We start from the raw sequence: 14,384 nt of genomic DNA on the forward strand, positions 1-14,384 counted from the left end.
TCGCCTGTCATAAGATATCACTATGCACCCCCGCATAGTGTCATTATCAAAGAGCTTTTAATGCTTTTTCAGCCTCGCTGTCGCCTTGTTCTGCCGCTAAGCGGTACCATTTAGCCGCTTCAATCTTATCTTGCACTACACCATCACCATTTTGATATAATTCGCCAAGATTAAACTGGGCATCGCCATCGCCCTGCTTTGCTGCTAAGCTATACCATTTAACAGCTTCATTCTTATCTTGGGGCAAGCCTTCACCCTCGCTATACATATAGCCTAAATTAAATTGGGCAACAGGATGTCCTTGCTCAGCCGCCAATGTATACCATTTAGCCGCTTGCGCCTTATCTTCTTCAACACCGTCACCATTATCATAAAGGCAGGCTAAAACAAATTGGCCATCTTCATCGCCTTGCTCTGCGGCAAGACGCGCCCATTTAGCAGCTTGCGTAAAATCTTGTTCAACAATTTCGCCTTCAAGATAGAGTTTCGCAATGGCTATTTGGGCAGCAGAATTTCCAGCCTCTGCTGCCAAACGGTACCATTTTTCAGCCTCTTGCATATCCTCGTCAATGCCTAAACCATTTTCATAAATATAGGCTAAATTATATTGGGCAAATTCATAACCTTGTTCTGCCGCAAGCTGGTATAGTCTTAAGGCATCTTGGCTATCTTTTGCCGCAATTGAGCCGCTATGATAAAGCTCGGCCAAATTAAATTGCGCAACAACATCACCTTGCTCGGCAGCAAGACTATACCATTTTTCAGCTTCACTATTATCTTGGGCAACGCCATCGCCATCAGCATACATAACGCCCAAATTGCATTGGGCTTCGGCATTACCTTGCTCACCAGCACGTGTAAGCCATTTAACCGCCTCTTGCTTATCTTGCACAACGCCTTGGCCGGTATCATAAAAACAACCAAGTACAAATTGCGCTTCAGCAAGATCTTGTTCGGCAGCAAGATGTAGCCATTTTACGGCTTGCTTAAGGTCCTGCTCAACGCCTTCGCCTTCAAAAAACATTTTAGCAAGATTTAACTGAGCATTCATCTCGCCTTGAGCGGCTGCAAGTTGAAACCATTTAAGCGCTTCTTTCTTATCTTGCGCCACACCATGACCTTCATCATAAATGACCGCCAAATTATTTTGTGCACTTGCATCGCCGTTTTCGGCCTCACTGCGAAGAGCTGCTATATTGGCGTCATTTGAAGCTGAACCCATAAGATAAATCCTTGTATTTTTAAATTGTTTAATTCTCGGCATGGTTAAAACGCAAGCGTTTTGACCATAGAGTAGTTTTGCGACACTGTGAAGCTAACAGCATTAAAATATACAAAAAAGAGCATCTTCGCCATGAAGCGAAAATGCTCTTTTTTCATTTTTTTATGACCTTAAGCGGCGGTTTTAATCGCGATTTTCATCACGCCATCAGCTTGATGAGCAAAAAGCTCATAGGCTTTTTCAATATCATCAAGGCTATAGCTATGGGTTACCAATGGCTTTAAGTCAATTTCGCCATTTTCAAGCACACTCATCAAGCGCCGCATCCGTTCCTTGCCGCCGGGGCAAAGACCACTAACAATATCAATATCACCCAAGCCTGCTCGGTAGCCAGCAAGCGGAATCTTTAAATCATCCGAGTAAACGCCAAGGCTTGACAATTTACCACCAGGGCGCAAAACATTAAGGCAAGATTCAAAGGTTGATTGCAAGCCTAAAGCTTCAATCGACACATCAACACCGCGCCCATCGGTAATGCGCATAATTTCTTCCACCGCATTACACGCTTTAAAATCCACCACATGGGTTGCGCCTAGTTGTTTGGCCATTGCCATGCGGGTTGGTACCGTATCAACGCCGATGATGGTCGTCGCACCGCAAAGTTTAGCGCCAGCCACAGCACAAAGCCCAATTGGGCCAAGTGCCCAAACCACCACCATATCGCCAATTTTAACGCCGCCGCGCTCAGCCCCAGAAAAGCCTGTTGACATAATATCAGGGCACATCAACACTTGTTCATCGCTTAGCTTGTCGGGAATAGCGCATAAATTAGCAGCTGCATTATTTACCCGCAAAAATTCAGCTTGTGCGCCATCAATCGTATTGCCAAATTTCCAGCCACCCATCGCTTGAAAGCCATGCTTTGTGCCAGGGCCATCTTGCGAACTACAACCACACATACAGGCATTGGATATACCACTTGGCGTGATAGCGCCTGCAATAACGCGCTGCCCTTCTTTAAAACCTTTGACCTCGCTGCCGAGCTTTTCAATAATACCAACCGGCTCATGGCCGATGGTTAGGCCTTTTGCTACGGGGTATTCCCCTTTAAGAATATGAATATCAGTACCGCAAATGGTTGTTGTGGTGATGCGAATAAGCGCATCTTGCGGGCCAATATCTGGAATTGGCTTTTCATCAAGAACAATACGGTTCTTTTCAACAAAAATTGCTGCTTTCATTTTAGCCATGTTTATCGCCTCTCCAAATATGCCTTATCGGCCACACCGAATTTTAAGGGTTTCACCCTACTCCAAGCATAGCACAAGCCATTCACTTGTTTATGACATTGCTTGCGTATTATTGCCGCAGGGTTGATTTTATGGCAAAATTTTATCCAATTTGCTCCAACGTATAGGGTAAAACATCACGCAAATCATGATTAATGTTTAAACGATGCTTTAAAGGTGGTACGGCGCGGTTGGCGCATTTTGTGCGCGCACAAATGCGGCAAGAAATACCAATAGCTTCATAGGCTGCGCCATTGCCAAGATCCAAGTCATCACAATAGACAAAGCTTTTAGCATTGGAAATTTCGCAACCAAAAGCCAAGGCATAATGGGGGTGTGTACTGCGATAACCGCCATTACCCTTAACCACTTGCACTGCAAGGCAAAGATAGCGCACGCCGTCTGGCGTTTCAGCCAATTGGCGAATAATGCTGCCCGGCGTTTCAAAAGCTTGGTGAGCATTCCATACCGGACAGGCCGAGCCAAAACGGGCAAATTGCAATTTTGCCGCACTATGGCGTTTTGTAATATTGCCGGCGCGATCAACACGGGCAAAAAATATTGGTACACCTTTTGAGCCGGGGCGTTGCAAAGTCGATAAACGGTGACAAACCTGCTCTAACGAGACACCAAAACGTGCAGCTAATAATTCAATATCATGACGTAATAGTTCAGCTGTGCGCAAAAATGGCATATAAGGCAACACCAAAGCACCTGCAAAATAATTGTGCAGCCCAATACGGCAAATTTCCTCAGCTTCACGCGATTTAAAATTGGCTTGATTGATAATTTCTTCACAAAGGTCATTGGTTTCAAATTGCGCTAATTGTACAGCAAGTTGAAAAATGCGGGTTTGCACTGGCGCATAAGGGTTAAGAGTTAAAGTTTTGCTCATGGCATCAAAACGACGCACGGTGGTGTCGTCAAGGCTACCCCAACGAACCAATATTTGATATTTTTCTTCCAAAATGCGGATTAAAGCGGCATGATTATCATTTTCGCCAATACCAATAGAAGTGGCTAGATTTTCAGCTGCCTTATCAAGGCTATCAATATAATTATCGACAAAATGAAAAAAATCCCGCACTTCTTCATAGGGCGAAACTTCGCTAAGCCCACTGGTTTGCAAGCGATCATCACTGCTTGCCAATTGTTCTGAAGCCAGCCGATAAGCTTGATGACACGAAATCAAAGCACGGGCAAGACTGGGGGCATTTTGTGCAATAAGCCGCAACTCTTGGAGGCTCGCACGGTTACTTTCAAAAAGTGGGTCGCTTAGTGTTTCACTTAACGCTGAAAGCAAACGGTCGTCTTCACCAGATGAAAGGCTTGCTATATCAATGTGAAATTTTTCAGCAAGCGATAGTAGCACAGCCGCAGAAACGGGTCTTTGATTATTCTCTATCTGGTTGAGATAAGAGGTTGATATGCCAATGCGCTCGGCAAATTGCATCTGGGTATTTTGATGCTCTTCACGCAATTTACGCACTTTGCGCCCAATGTATAATTTACCAATAGCCATGATTTTCACAATTTTGCAATTTACAATTTGCATTTTTATAACTTATGCATTTGCACACAATCAAGCTTTATTATTTACAAAAATCTGTTACTTTGATTCTTAAGCGAATATGGTTGAGGGTCTGAGTGCAAACAAATCTCTGCCAGATTTGCCATTTTAAAAGATTACGTTTGGCCGGGGAGGCACAGGGGTTGGTATGCTTATGGTGAGTTAACGAGCGCTATTGGTTTAAGGAGAAATAACCAATAGCGCATTGTTACACGAAGAAGCATCGTCATTAATAATAGGCATACCACCCTTTTTGAATTTATCTTTACACCATAAACCGCTGTAATCATTGTTTAATTATTAGCTGAATTACTCAACGTAATTTTAGCGCTTGAAAACTTAACTTGAATAGTTGGGACATTTAAAGAAGTTTAGGCTGAAGCCTGAGACAGTGTATAAGGCAATCATATTATTAAGCCGACTAATTATTTTGACTTAAAAATATTAACGGGATGGGAGTTATAATGCGGGCAATCTTGCAACAATTGGAAGAGCGGCGTGAAAATGCGCGCCAAGGCGGTGGAGAGCGGCGCATCAAGGCACAGCATGAAAAGGGTAAATTAACCGCCCGTGAGCGGCTTGACGTTTTGCTTGATGCCAATTCTTTTGAAGAATATGACATGTTTGTTAGCCATCGCTGTACAGATTTTAGCATGGAACAGCAAAAATATGCAGGTGACGGCGTTGTAACCGGTTGGGGCACCATTAATGGTCGGCAAGTTTATGTTTTTTCACAAGATTTTACTGTTTTAGGCGGATCACTATCTGAAACCCATGCACAAAAAATATGCAAAATAATGGATATGGCGGCACGCAATGGTGCGCCCGTCATTGGTCTTAATGATTCAGGCGGGGCGCGTATTCAAGAAGGTGTCGCGTCTCTTGCAGGTTATGCGGAAGTATTTCGCCGCAATGTTGAAGCCTCTGGCGTTGTGCCGCAAATCTCGGTAATTATGGGGCCTTGTGCTGGCGGCGCGGTCTATTCACCGGCAATGACTGATTTCATCTTCATGGTGCGGGACTCGTCCTATATGTTTGTGACCGGCCCTGATGTGGTTAAAATCGTTACCAATGAAATTGTCAGCGCCGAAGAACTTGGCGGCGCCACCACCCATACGCAAAAATCATCCGTTGCCGATGGGGCTTTTGAAAATGATATTGAAGCCCTTGAAAATATCCGCCTGCTTTTTGATTATTTGCCTTTAAATAGTCAAGAAAAGCCACCTGTGCGGCCATTTTATGATGATCCGCAACGCCTTGATATGAAGCTTGATACGCTTATTCCAGATTCTTCCACCAAGCCATATGATATGAAAGAGCTTATCCATACCATTGCTGATGAGGGTAGTTTTTTTGAAGTGAAGGCAGATTTTGCCAAAAACCTCATCACGGGCTTTATTCGCATGGAGGGGCGCAGTATTGGCGTTGTCGCCAATCAACCCATGGTGCTTGCCGGCTGTCTTGATATTGATACGGCGCGAAAAGGCGCGCGTTTTGTGCGCTTTTGCGATGCTTTTAATATTCCTATTTTAACCCTTGTTGATGTACCGGGCTTTTTGCCAGGAACTGCGCAGGAATATAATGGCGTTATTATTCATGGTGCAAAATTGCTTTTTGCCTATTCGCAAGCAAGTGTGCCCATGGTGACAGTCATTACCCGTAAAGCCTATGGTGGTGCTTATGATGTGATGGCATCCAAACATATTGGCGCAGACGTTAATTATGCATGGCCAACGGCAGAAATTGCAGTAATGGGTGCCAAGGGCGCAACGGAAATTCTTTACCGCTCCGACCTTGGCAATGAGGAAAAAATTGCAGCCCACACCGCAGAATATGAAAGCCGTTTTGCCAATCCCTTTGTGGCGGCGGAACGCGGCTTTATTGATGAAGTGATTATGCCCCATTCAACCCGCAAGCGCGTTGCGCGAGCTTTTGCAGCGCTGCGCAATAAAAAGGTTGAGAGCCGCAAGCGCAAGCATGACACCATTCCTTTGTAAAACCATTGTGAGGCACAAATGATACAAAAAATTCTGATCGCCAATCGTGGTGAAATTGCTTGCCGTGTTATTCGCACCGCACGCAAAATGGGTATTGCCACTGTTGCCGTTTATTCTGATGCCGATGCTAACGCCTTACATGTCCGCGAAGCAGATGAGGCTATTCATATTGGCCCCTCGCCGTCAGCGCAATCCTATTTGGTCATTGATAAAATCATTGAAGCCGCTAAGATTAGCGGCGCCGATGCTGTTCACCCCGGCTATGGTTTTTTGTCGGAAAATCCAATTTTTGCCGAGCGTTTACAAGAAAATGGCATTATTTTAATTGGCCCGCCTGCCAATGCCATGCGTGCCATGGGCGACAAAATTACCAGTAAAAAACTTGCAAGCGAAGCTGGTGTTTCCACTGTGCCAGGTCACATGGGCTTGATTGAAAACAGCGATGAAGCGGTCAAAATTGCCAGTCAAATTGGCTTTCCAGTGATGATTAAGGCGTCAGCTGGCGGCGGCGGCAAAGGCATGCGTATTGCATGGAATGATGAAGAAGCCCGTGAAGGCTTTCAAGCCTCTAAAAACGAGGCAAAAGCATCTTTTGGTGATGACCGCATTTTTATCGAGAAATTTGTCACCGAACCGCGCCATATTGAAATTCAAATTATTGGTGATAAGCATGGCAATATTATTGCCCTTGGCGAGCGCGAATGTTCCATTCAACGGCGCAATCAAAAGGTTATTGAAGAAGCGCCATCGCCATTTTTAGATAGTGCCACCCGTAAAGCCATGGGCGAAGAAGCCGTAGCACTTGCCCGCGCCGTTGGCTATTATTCTGCCGGTACGGTGGAATTTATTGTTGATGGCAATCGCAATTTTTATTTCCTTGAAATGAATACGCGCTTACAAGTCGAGCATCCGGTCACTGAATTTATCACTGGACTTGATCTTGTCGAATTAATGATCAAAATTGCTGATGGTCAACCCTTGCCGCTTACTCAAGACGAGGTAAAATTGCATGGTTGGGCAATGGAATGTCGGCTATATGCGGAAGACCCATTTCGCAATTTTTTACCCTCAACTGGGCGTTTAAGCCGCTACCAATTCCCAAGCCATATTGATGGTTTGGATGATATAAAATTGCGCAATGATACGGGCGTTTATGAAGGTGGCGAAATATCCATCTATTATGATCCAATGATTTCAAAATTAGTGACATGGGGCAAAGATCGGCAAACTGCTATTAAAGCGATGAGTGAAGCGCTTGACCGTTTTGAGGTCGAAGGCATTGGCCATAACATTCCATTTTTGTCGGCCGTTATGGGGCAACAGCGCTTTCAAGAAGGCCGCTTAACCACCGCTTATATTGCTGAAGAATTTGCTGATGGTTTTCATGGTGTTGCTCCAAATGCTGGGCAAGCGCGCGCCCTTGCTGCAATTGCTGGTTTTATCAATCTCATTTTACAAAAACGCGCCACCATGATTTCTGGCACTTTAGATAATCACCGCCGCATTATTGGCAAGGATTGGGTGGTTACTCTTAATGGTCTTGATGAAAACTCCTTTAACCTCAAAATAACAGAAGACGATAAAACCATATTGATGCACTTTGACGATGGTGAAACCATGAGCGTTGAAAGTGATTGGCAACCTGGCATGAGCCTTGGTATTTTCAACCTTGATGGGCTAATCCTCGCAGTTAAAACCGAGATTAAAGGCACAGCAATAAGGCTGCGCTATGCCGGTATTGATGTTTTAGCAAGAATACGCGAGCCCCATGTGGCGGCACTTGCCAGCATAATGCCCGTGAAATTACCGCCTGACACCTCAAAAATGTTGCTTTGCCCGATGCCGGGGGTGATTACCGCCATTTTGGTCAATGAAGGCGATGAGATTGAAGCAGGCCAGCCACTCGCAATTGTTGAAGCAATGAAAATGGAAAATATGCTGCGGGCAGAAAAGAAAAGCCAAGTTACAAAAATTGCCGCCAATATTGGCCAAAGCCTAGCGGTTGATCAAATTATTATGGAGTTTCGTTAAAATGCCCCATAAGCCAAATAACCCAAAGATTGATGAATGGGCAAAACTTGCCGAAAAAGAACTAAAAGGCTCACCCGACCAACTTATCTGGCACACAGCAGAAGGCATTGACATTAAGCCAGTTTATACCGCAGATGATATTGCAGATATTGCCGAATTGGATAGTTTGCCGGGGCTTGATCCGTTTTTGCGTGGCCCTAGGGCAACCATGTATACAGGGCGGCCATGGACTATCCGCCAATATGCAGGTTTTTCCACCGCCGAGGAATCCAATGCTTTTTATAAAAAAGCATTAAATGCAGGGCAAAAAGGCCTATCTGTTGCCTTTGATCTTGCAACCCATCGCGGTTATGACTCTGACCACCCACGCGTCGTTGGCGATGTTGGCAAGGCTGGCGTTGCCATTGATAGTGTCGAGGATATGAAAATCCTTTTTGATGGTATACCGCTTCATGAAATGTCGGTATCTATGACCATGAATGGCGCGGTAATCCCCATTTTGGCAAATTTTATTGTGGCAGGTGAAGAACAAGGCGTGCCAAGGTCCGAGCTTTCTGGCACCATTCAAAATGACATTTTAAAAGAATTTATGGTCCGCAACACCTATATTTATCCCCCCGAAGCCTCGATGCGGATTATTGCCGATATTATTGAATATACCGCACAGGAAATGCCAAAATTCAATTCTATTTCAATTTCTGGCTATCACATGCAAGAAGCTGGTGCAACGTTAGTGCAGGAACTCGCTTTCACCTTAGCAGATGGCCGCGAATATGTACGCGCTGCCCTTGCCAAAGGGCTTGATATTGACCAATTTGCAGGGCGATTATCGTTTTTCTTTGCCATTGGCATGAATTTCTTTATGGAAGCGGCAAAATTGCGGGCAGCAAGGCTTTTATGGTCGCGAATTATGCATGAGTTTGCGCCCAAAAAACCTTCATCTTTAATGCTGCGCACCCATTGTCAAACCTCTGGCGTGTCGCTGCAAGAACAAGACCCTTATAATAATATTGTGCGTACCGCTTATGAAGCATTAGCGGCGGTGCTTGGTGGCACACAATCCTTACATACCAATTCTTTTGATGAGGCAATTGCACTGCCAACCGAGTTTTCCGCCCGTATTGCTCGTAACACGCAGCTTATTTTAAACCATGAAACGGGTGTCACCAAAGTGGTGGATCCTTTGGCTGGCTCTTATTATGTTGAAAGCCTTACCCATGAATTAGCGCAAAAAGCATGGGCATTGATTGCAGAAGTAGAAGCGCTTGGCGGCATGACCAAGGCGGTAAAAGACGGATTACCTAAACGCTTGATTGAGGAAGCGGCAACTGCGCGGCAAGCAGCTATTGATAAGGGGGATGAGGTAATTGTTGGCGTTAATAAATATCGCCTTGAAAATGAAGACACGCTCGACATTTTGGAAATTGACAACAGTAAAGTGCGCTTATCGCAAATTGCCCGCCTTACCAAAATGCGTAAAAGCCGCGATCCTGCCAAAGTTGCAAAAACCCTTAGCGACTTGGAAAATATCGCCAAAAGCGGCAAAGGCAATTTATTGGCAGCAGCGGTTGAAGCGGCGCGGGCGCGGGCAAGTGTTGGCGAAATATCGGATGCCATGCGCAAGGTTTTTGGCGATCATGTTGCAACGCCAAAAGTTGTGAAAAATATTTATGGTAAAGCCTATAAAAATGAGCCAGAATATCAGCATTTACAAAGGCGCATGGGCGAAATAGCCAGTAAAATTGGCCAAAAACCGCGTATTATGGTGGCAAAGCTGGGACAAGACGGCCATGATCGCGGTGCAAAAATCATTGCCTCCGCCTTTGGTGACATTGGTTTTGAAGTTATTGCTGGCCCACTTTTCCAAACACCGGATGAAGCAGCCGATATGGCAATTGCCAAAAAAGTACAACTTATTGGTGTATCTTCCCTTGCTGCCGGTCATAAAACCTTGTTGCCGCAACTGGTAGAAGAACTCAAAAAACGGGGAAATAGTGATATTATCGTAGTGTGCGGCGGTGTAGTACCGCGCCAAGATTATGAATTTTTACAAGCCCATGGTGTTGCCGCAGTGTTTGGACCGGGCACCAATGTGGTAGAGGCAGCGGCAAAAATTCTTGATCTTTTGGAAGGTAAATTACGTAATGATTAGAATAAAAACGCAATTTGCCACAAAGCATAAGGGGAGTTTAGTATGAGCCAATTTGGCCGCCTTAATCATGTGGCAATTGCCGTTCCAAACCTCGAGCAAGCGGCAAAACGCTATAAAATGCTTGGCGCAGAAGTATCAAGCATAGAAGATTTACCAGAGCATGGCGTAAGCGTTGTTTTCATCACCTTTAAAAATAGTAAGATTGAACTATTATATCCGCTTGGTGAACATTCTCCCATTGCTGGTTTTTTAGCCAAAAATCCTAACGGCGGCGTGCATCATATTTGTTTTGAAGTTGATGATATATTGGCAATGCGCGATAAGTTAAAAGCAAATAATTTTCGTATTTTGGGCGATGGAATACCCAAAATTGGCGCTCATGGTAAGCCGGTGCTTTTTATCCACCCTAAGGATTTTGACGGTACTTTAATTGAAATTGAACAAGCTTAGCTAGTGATTGGAACAAGCTCGATTATTTGCAGCGTGCTTTATTTTGATTTTCGCGCTAAGCCCATTTATGCTGCGTAAAATAATAACTGCGTGAATTCAAACCAAGATCATTATTATTTTTGCGTTTTAGCCTATCAAAGGCTAAATTATTCGCCTAATTGCGTTAAGGCTCGATATGCATCAACATCACCTTGCTCGGCTTTATTATGAAGATCTATGATAGTTTCATTGCTCTAACCATAATTGACAAGCAACATACTTGCCATTGCTATTAATAAAATTTTGATTATGTGCGTTTTCAATGACAACTCCTATAGCGGTTTAATCGCCGTAATGGCTTTAGATTTATACCTTATTTACCCAGTTGCTTTAACGTATCTTGGGCAAATCTATGGCCTTGAGCCGCCGCAAGCTGAAACCATTTAACAGCTTCATCCATATTTTTTTCCACCCCTTCGCCATGCATATAATTACAACCAAGGTTAAATTGCGCATCGGCATATCCTTGATCGGCAGAGCGCCTATACCACTTTGCCGCCTCAACCTTATCCATGGTGACACCCATTCCATTATAATAGATAATTCCTAGATTATATTGAGATTTAGCATCGCCTTGCTCGGCAGCAAGTTTGAATAGCATAATCCCTTGCTCTCTATCCTTATCAACCCCTTCGCCAAAGAAATATATGTTTGCTAAAGCAAATTGCGCATCGACATAGCCCTGATCTGAGGCAAGTTTAAACCACTTTATTGCTTCCTGCGTATTTTTAACTTCCCCTTCACCCGTTAAATAGGCGGTAGCAACATTATATTGAGATCGAACTTCGCCTTGTTCTGCTGCTCTTTTAAACCATTTTACAGCTTCCAGCTTATTCATTTCAACGCCATCACCAAGCAAGTATTTAACCGCTAAATTAAATTGGGCTTTTGAAAACCCTTGATCGGCTGAAAGGCGATACCACTTAACCGCTTGCACCTTATCTTGCGCAATGGCTTTGCCGATATCATAGGCTGCCCCCATTTCAAATTGAGCAATTGCATCGCCTTGCTCGGCTTTTTGGCGAAAATCTGCAATAAGGTCCTTACTGTGAGCAAAATTGACGAAAACCATACTGGCTATTGCAATAAATAAAAGTTTTAAAATCGGCGTTTTCAATAACCGCTCCTATAGATGTTAAGGGGCAGCCCCCAAATAGATGATCTGCTTTTAGCTACTGCAATAGTACACATTATTTAGGCTCTCGCCAATTCATAATAGTGTTGCGCCAAACAGGATTAATTTTTTCCTGCTAGAGGATTAAAATCAGTTTTGAACTCAATTTTTCCACCAAAAAAAACAGGACCAAGTTGCAGCTGCGCCACTTCAACTCTACGCCAAATGCATCACCAATAAAATTATTAAGCTGCTTAAAAGTTAAACGTGCCATCAATTAAAACTGATTTTTCCACCCGGTCACAGCCGTAATTGCTAATAGCTCGCCAATATAACGAGCAACAAGCCCTTTATTGTTCCCCTAACGGCTGGGGAACTGTAGCTTATTTTAAATTTGTGTTTGGCAACTATAATGCTGAATATTTTAAAACCAAAATTACATGTTATCATCATAAAGAACATTAGCGGCTATCTGGGTGAATAGCCGCTAAAGAGGAGTTATCAAAAATGTTTTATGTTTCAAGCCACTTGACGAATATTGCGTTCAATCAGTAATTGCTGCACCTCTTGCAAAGTTGATGGGTCTTCAATTGTGCTTGGCACTGTCCATTCCTCGCCATCGGCAATTTTGCGCATCATGCCACGCAATATTTTACCCGAGCGGGTTTTGGGTAATTTATGCACAGTTACCACCAGCTTGAAAGCTGCAACGGGGCCAATAATGTCGCGGATACGGTCAACACATTCTTTTTCAATGATATCATTGGTACGATTAACATCATGTTTTAGCACAATAAAACCGCATGGGACTTGGCCTTTCAACTTGTCATTAATGCCGATAACCGCACATTCAGCAACATCTTGATGACCAGAAATGGCTTCTTCCATGCCGCCCGTTGATAAACGATGGCCCGCAACATTGATAATATCATCGGTGCGGCTCATCACAAAAACATAGCCATCCTTATCAACATAGCCTGCATCTGCCGAGTTATAATAGCCGGGAAAGCGCTCAAGATAGCTTTTTTTAAACTGCTCCTCGGCTTGCCAAAGGGTTGGCAAACAGCCAGGTGGCAATGGCAGGCGGAAGGCCAGATTGCCAAAACTATCGGGCGGTAGTTTTTGTCCATCATCATCAAGCACATCAATAGCATAGCCGGGCATGGGTCGCGTTGGTGAACCAAGTTTAATCGGCATTAATTCAACGCCAATAGGATTTGCGGCAATTGGCCAGCCTGTCTCGGTCTGCCACCAATTATCAATGATGGGAATGTCAAAAAGCTCATGCGCCCAATTTAATGTATCAGGATCGGCACGCTCACCGGCTAAAAACATCGCTTGCAAATTGGGTAATTGGTAATTTTTGGCAAAATCGCCATGGGGATCTTCACGCTTGATCGAGCGAAGCGCGGTTGGCGAAGAAAAGAACGAGCGCACATTATATTCAGCGCAGATGCGCCAAAATGTACCGGAATCTGGTGTACCAACGGGTTTGCCTTCGTAAAGCACCGTAGTTGCGCCAATCAATAATGGCGCATAAATAATATAGGAATGGCCGACCACCCAACCAACATCAGAGGCGGTAAACATCACCTCTTGCGGTTTAACGTTAAAAATTGCCCCCATAGACCAAGCAAGCGCCACAAGATAGCCGCCTACATCGCGCATTACCCCTTTGGGCTTGCCGGTGGTGCCAGATGTGTAAAGAATGTAAAGCGGATCAGTCGAGTCCACCTCAACGCAAGCGACTTTGCGCCCCATATTTTCCTTCAGCACCACGGCAAAATCAAAATCGCGACCTTCTTTTAATTCAAATAAGCCTTCAGGCTTTTCTTGAATGATGGGGCGTTCATGAACAATACAATGCTCCACCTGATGCTCAGCCATGCTGATTGCTTGATTAACCATGGATTGGTAAGGCACGATGCGATTAGGCTCGATACCGCAAGATGCGGCAAGAATAAGTTTTGGCTTGCAATCATCAATACGGATCGCAAGCTCCTTGGCAGCAAAGCCACCAAAAACAATTGAATGGATAGCGCCAATACGCGTACATGCCATAACAGAGGTGAAAACCTGCGGTATCATCGGCATATAAATCAGAACGCGGTCGCCCTTTTTAATGCCAAGATCTTGCATGAAAGCAGCTAATGCCTGCACTTCGTCCAATAATTCGCGATAGGTAATGGCACGCTTGCCATGGCTTACCGGACTATCATAATAAACAGCGACTTGTTCACCGCGGCCATTTTCCACATGGCGATCAACCGCATTATAACAAGCATTGGTTTTACCACCCGTAAACCAACGGCCATAAACGCCTTGATCCTTGTCAAAGACTTTGTCAAATGGCCTCGACCAATCAATAAGTTTAGAAACCTCTCCCCAAAATTGCTCAGGCTGTTGCTGCCATTCATTATAAATTTTGTCAAATGCTGACGTCATGGAATCCTCCCAGATTACAATCTCTCCAAATAAGAGTGTTGATGAATCTGTCCCAGCTGTCAAGCGACATATTGT

General features: G+C 44.4%; 9 protein-coding genes. 4 read left to right on the plus strand and 5 right to left on the minus strand.

Going from position 1 to position 14,384, the window contains the following annotated elements:
- Positions 1-46: 46 nt before the first annotated feature.
- From N5852_RS13935 to N5852_RS13945, 3 genes are all read right to left on the minus strand, one after another.
- The gene (locus N5852_RS13935) at positions 47-1,222 is read right to left on the minus strand and encodes a tetratricopeptide repeat protein (protein ID WP_262099985.1); all 1,176 of its coding nucleotides are present in this window, start codon (positions 1,220-1,222) and stop codon (positions 47-49) included.
- A gap of 170 nt (positions 1,223-1,392) precedes the next feature.
- Complete coding sequence (locus tag N5852_RS13940; RefSeq protein ID WP_182419825.1) at positions 1,393-2,472, minus strand: NAD(P)-dependent alcohol dehydrogenase; 1,080 nt, start codon at positions 2,470-2,472, stop codon at positions 1,393-1,395.
- A 142-nt stretch (positions 2,473-2,614) separates the two neighbouring features.
- Entirely contained in the window at positions 2,615-4,033 is a 1,419-nt protein-coding gene (locus N5852_RS13945; protein WP_262099986.1) for a helix-turn-helix domain-containing protein, read from the minus strand.
- Positions 4,034-4,545: 512 nt separating this feature from the next.
- On the opposite strand from N5852_RS13945, the gene N5852_RS13950 reads away from it, so the two are divergent.
- The 4 genes from N5852_RS13950 to mce are packed head-to-tail and all read left to right on the plus strand — an operon-like array spanning position 4,546 to position 10,711.
- Positions 4,546-6,078 carry an acyl-CoA carboxylase subunit beta gene (locus tag N5852_RS13950; RefSeq protein WP_262099987.1) on the plus strand — a complete coding sequence of 511 codons (1,533 nt, stop codon included), beginning with the start codon at positions 4,546-4,548 and terminating at the stop codon, positions 6,076-6,078.
- A gap of 18 nt (positions 6,079-6,096) precedes the next feature.
- A complete protein-coding gene (locus N5852_RS13955) occupies positions 6,097-8,109 on the plus strand; it encodes an acetyl-CoA carboxylase biotin carboxylase subunit (protein WP_262099988.1) in 2,013 nt (670 codons plus the stop codon).
- A gap of 1 nt (position 8,110) precedes the next feature.
- A complete protein-coding gene (gene scpA / locus N5852_RS13960) occupies positions 8,111-10,261 on the plus strand; it encodes a methylmalonyl-CoA mutase (protein ID WP_262099989.1) in 2,151 nt (716 codons plus the stop codon).
- Positions 10,262-10,303: 42 nt separating this feature from the next.
- Entirely contained in the window at positions 10,304-10,711 is a 408-nt protein-coding gene (gene mce, locus N5852_RS13965; RefSeq protein ID WP_262099990.1) for a methylmalonyl-CoA epimerase, read from the plus strand.
- Positions 10,712-11,063: 352 nt separating this feature from the next.
- Here mce and N5852_RS13970 read toward each other — a convergent pair whose 3' ends face one another.
- Together N5852_RS13970 and N5852_RS13975 are read right to left on the minus strand one after the other, a co-directional pair.
- Positions 11,064-11,867, minus strand: coding sequence for a tetratricopeptide repeat protein (locus N5852_RS13970; RefSeq protein WP_262099991.1), 804 nt, complete (start codon positions 11,865-11,867; stop codon positions 11,064-11,066).
- 516 nt (positions 11,868-12,383) lie between these two features.
- Positions 12,384-14,309 carry an AMP-binding protein gene (locus N5852_RS13975; protein ID WP_262099992.1) on the minus strand — a complete coding sequence of 642 codons (1,926 nt, stop codon included), beginning with the start codon at positions 14,307-14,309 and terminating at the stop codon, positions 12,384-12,386.
- Positions 14,310-14,384: the final 75 nt, after the last annotated feature.

The organism is Bartonella sp. HY328 (assembly GCF_025449335.1).
Classification (GTDB): Bacteria; Pseudomonadota; Alphaproteobacteria; order Rhizobiales; family Rhizobiaceae; genus HY038.

Bases quoted from the DNA above. Each gene is read 5' to 3' on its own strand.
- N5852_RS13935 (WP_262099985.1), bottom strand. From the start codon at position 1,222: ATGGGTTCAGCTTCAAATGACGCCAATATAGCAGCTCTTCGCAGTGAG.
- N5852_RS13940 (WP_182419825.1), bottom strand. From the start codon at position 2,472: ATGGCTAAAATGAAAGCAGCAATTTTTGTTGAAAAGAACCGTATTGTT.
- N5852_RS13945 (WP_262099986.1), bottom strand. From the start codon at position 4,033: ATGGCTATTGGTAAATTATACATTGGGCGCAAAGTGCGTAAATTGCGT.
- N5852_RS13950 (WP_262099987.1), top strand. From the start codon at position 4,546: ATGCGGGCAATCTTGCAACAATTGGAAGAGCGGCGTGAAAATGCGCGC.
- N5852_RS13955 (WP_262099988.1), top strand. From the start codon at position 6,097: ATGATACAAAAAATTCTGATCGCCAATCGTGGTGAAATTGCTTGCCGT.
- scpA (WP_262099989.1), top strand. From the start codon at position 8,111: ATGCCCCATAAGCCAAATAACCCAAAGATTGATGAATGGGCAAAACTT.
- mce (WP_262099990.1), top strand. From the start codon at position 10,304: ATGAGCCAATTTGGCCGCCTTAATCATGTGGCAATTGCCGTTCCAAAC.
- N5852_RS13975 (WP_262099992.1), bottom strand. From the start codon at position 14,309: ATGACGTCAGCATTTGACAAAATTTATAATGAATGGCAGCAACAGCCT.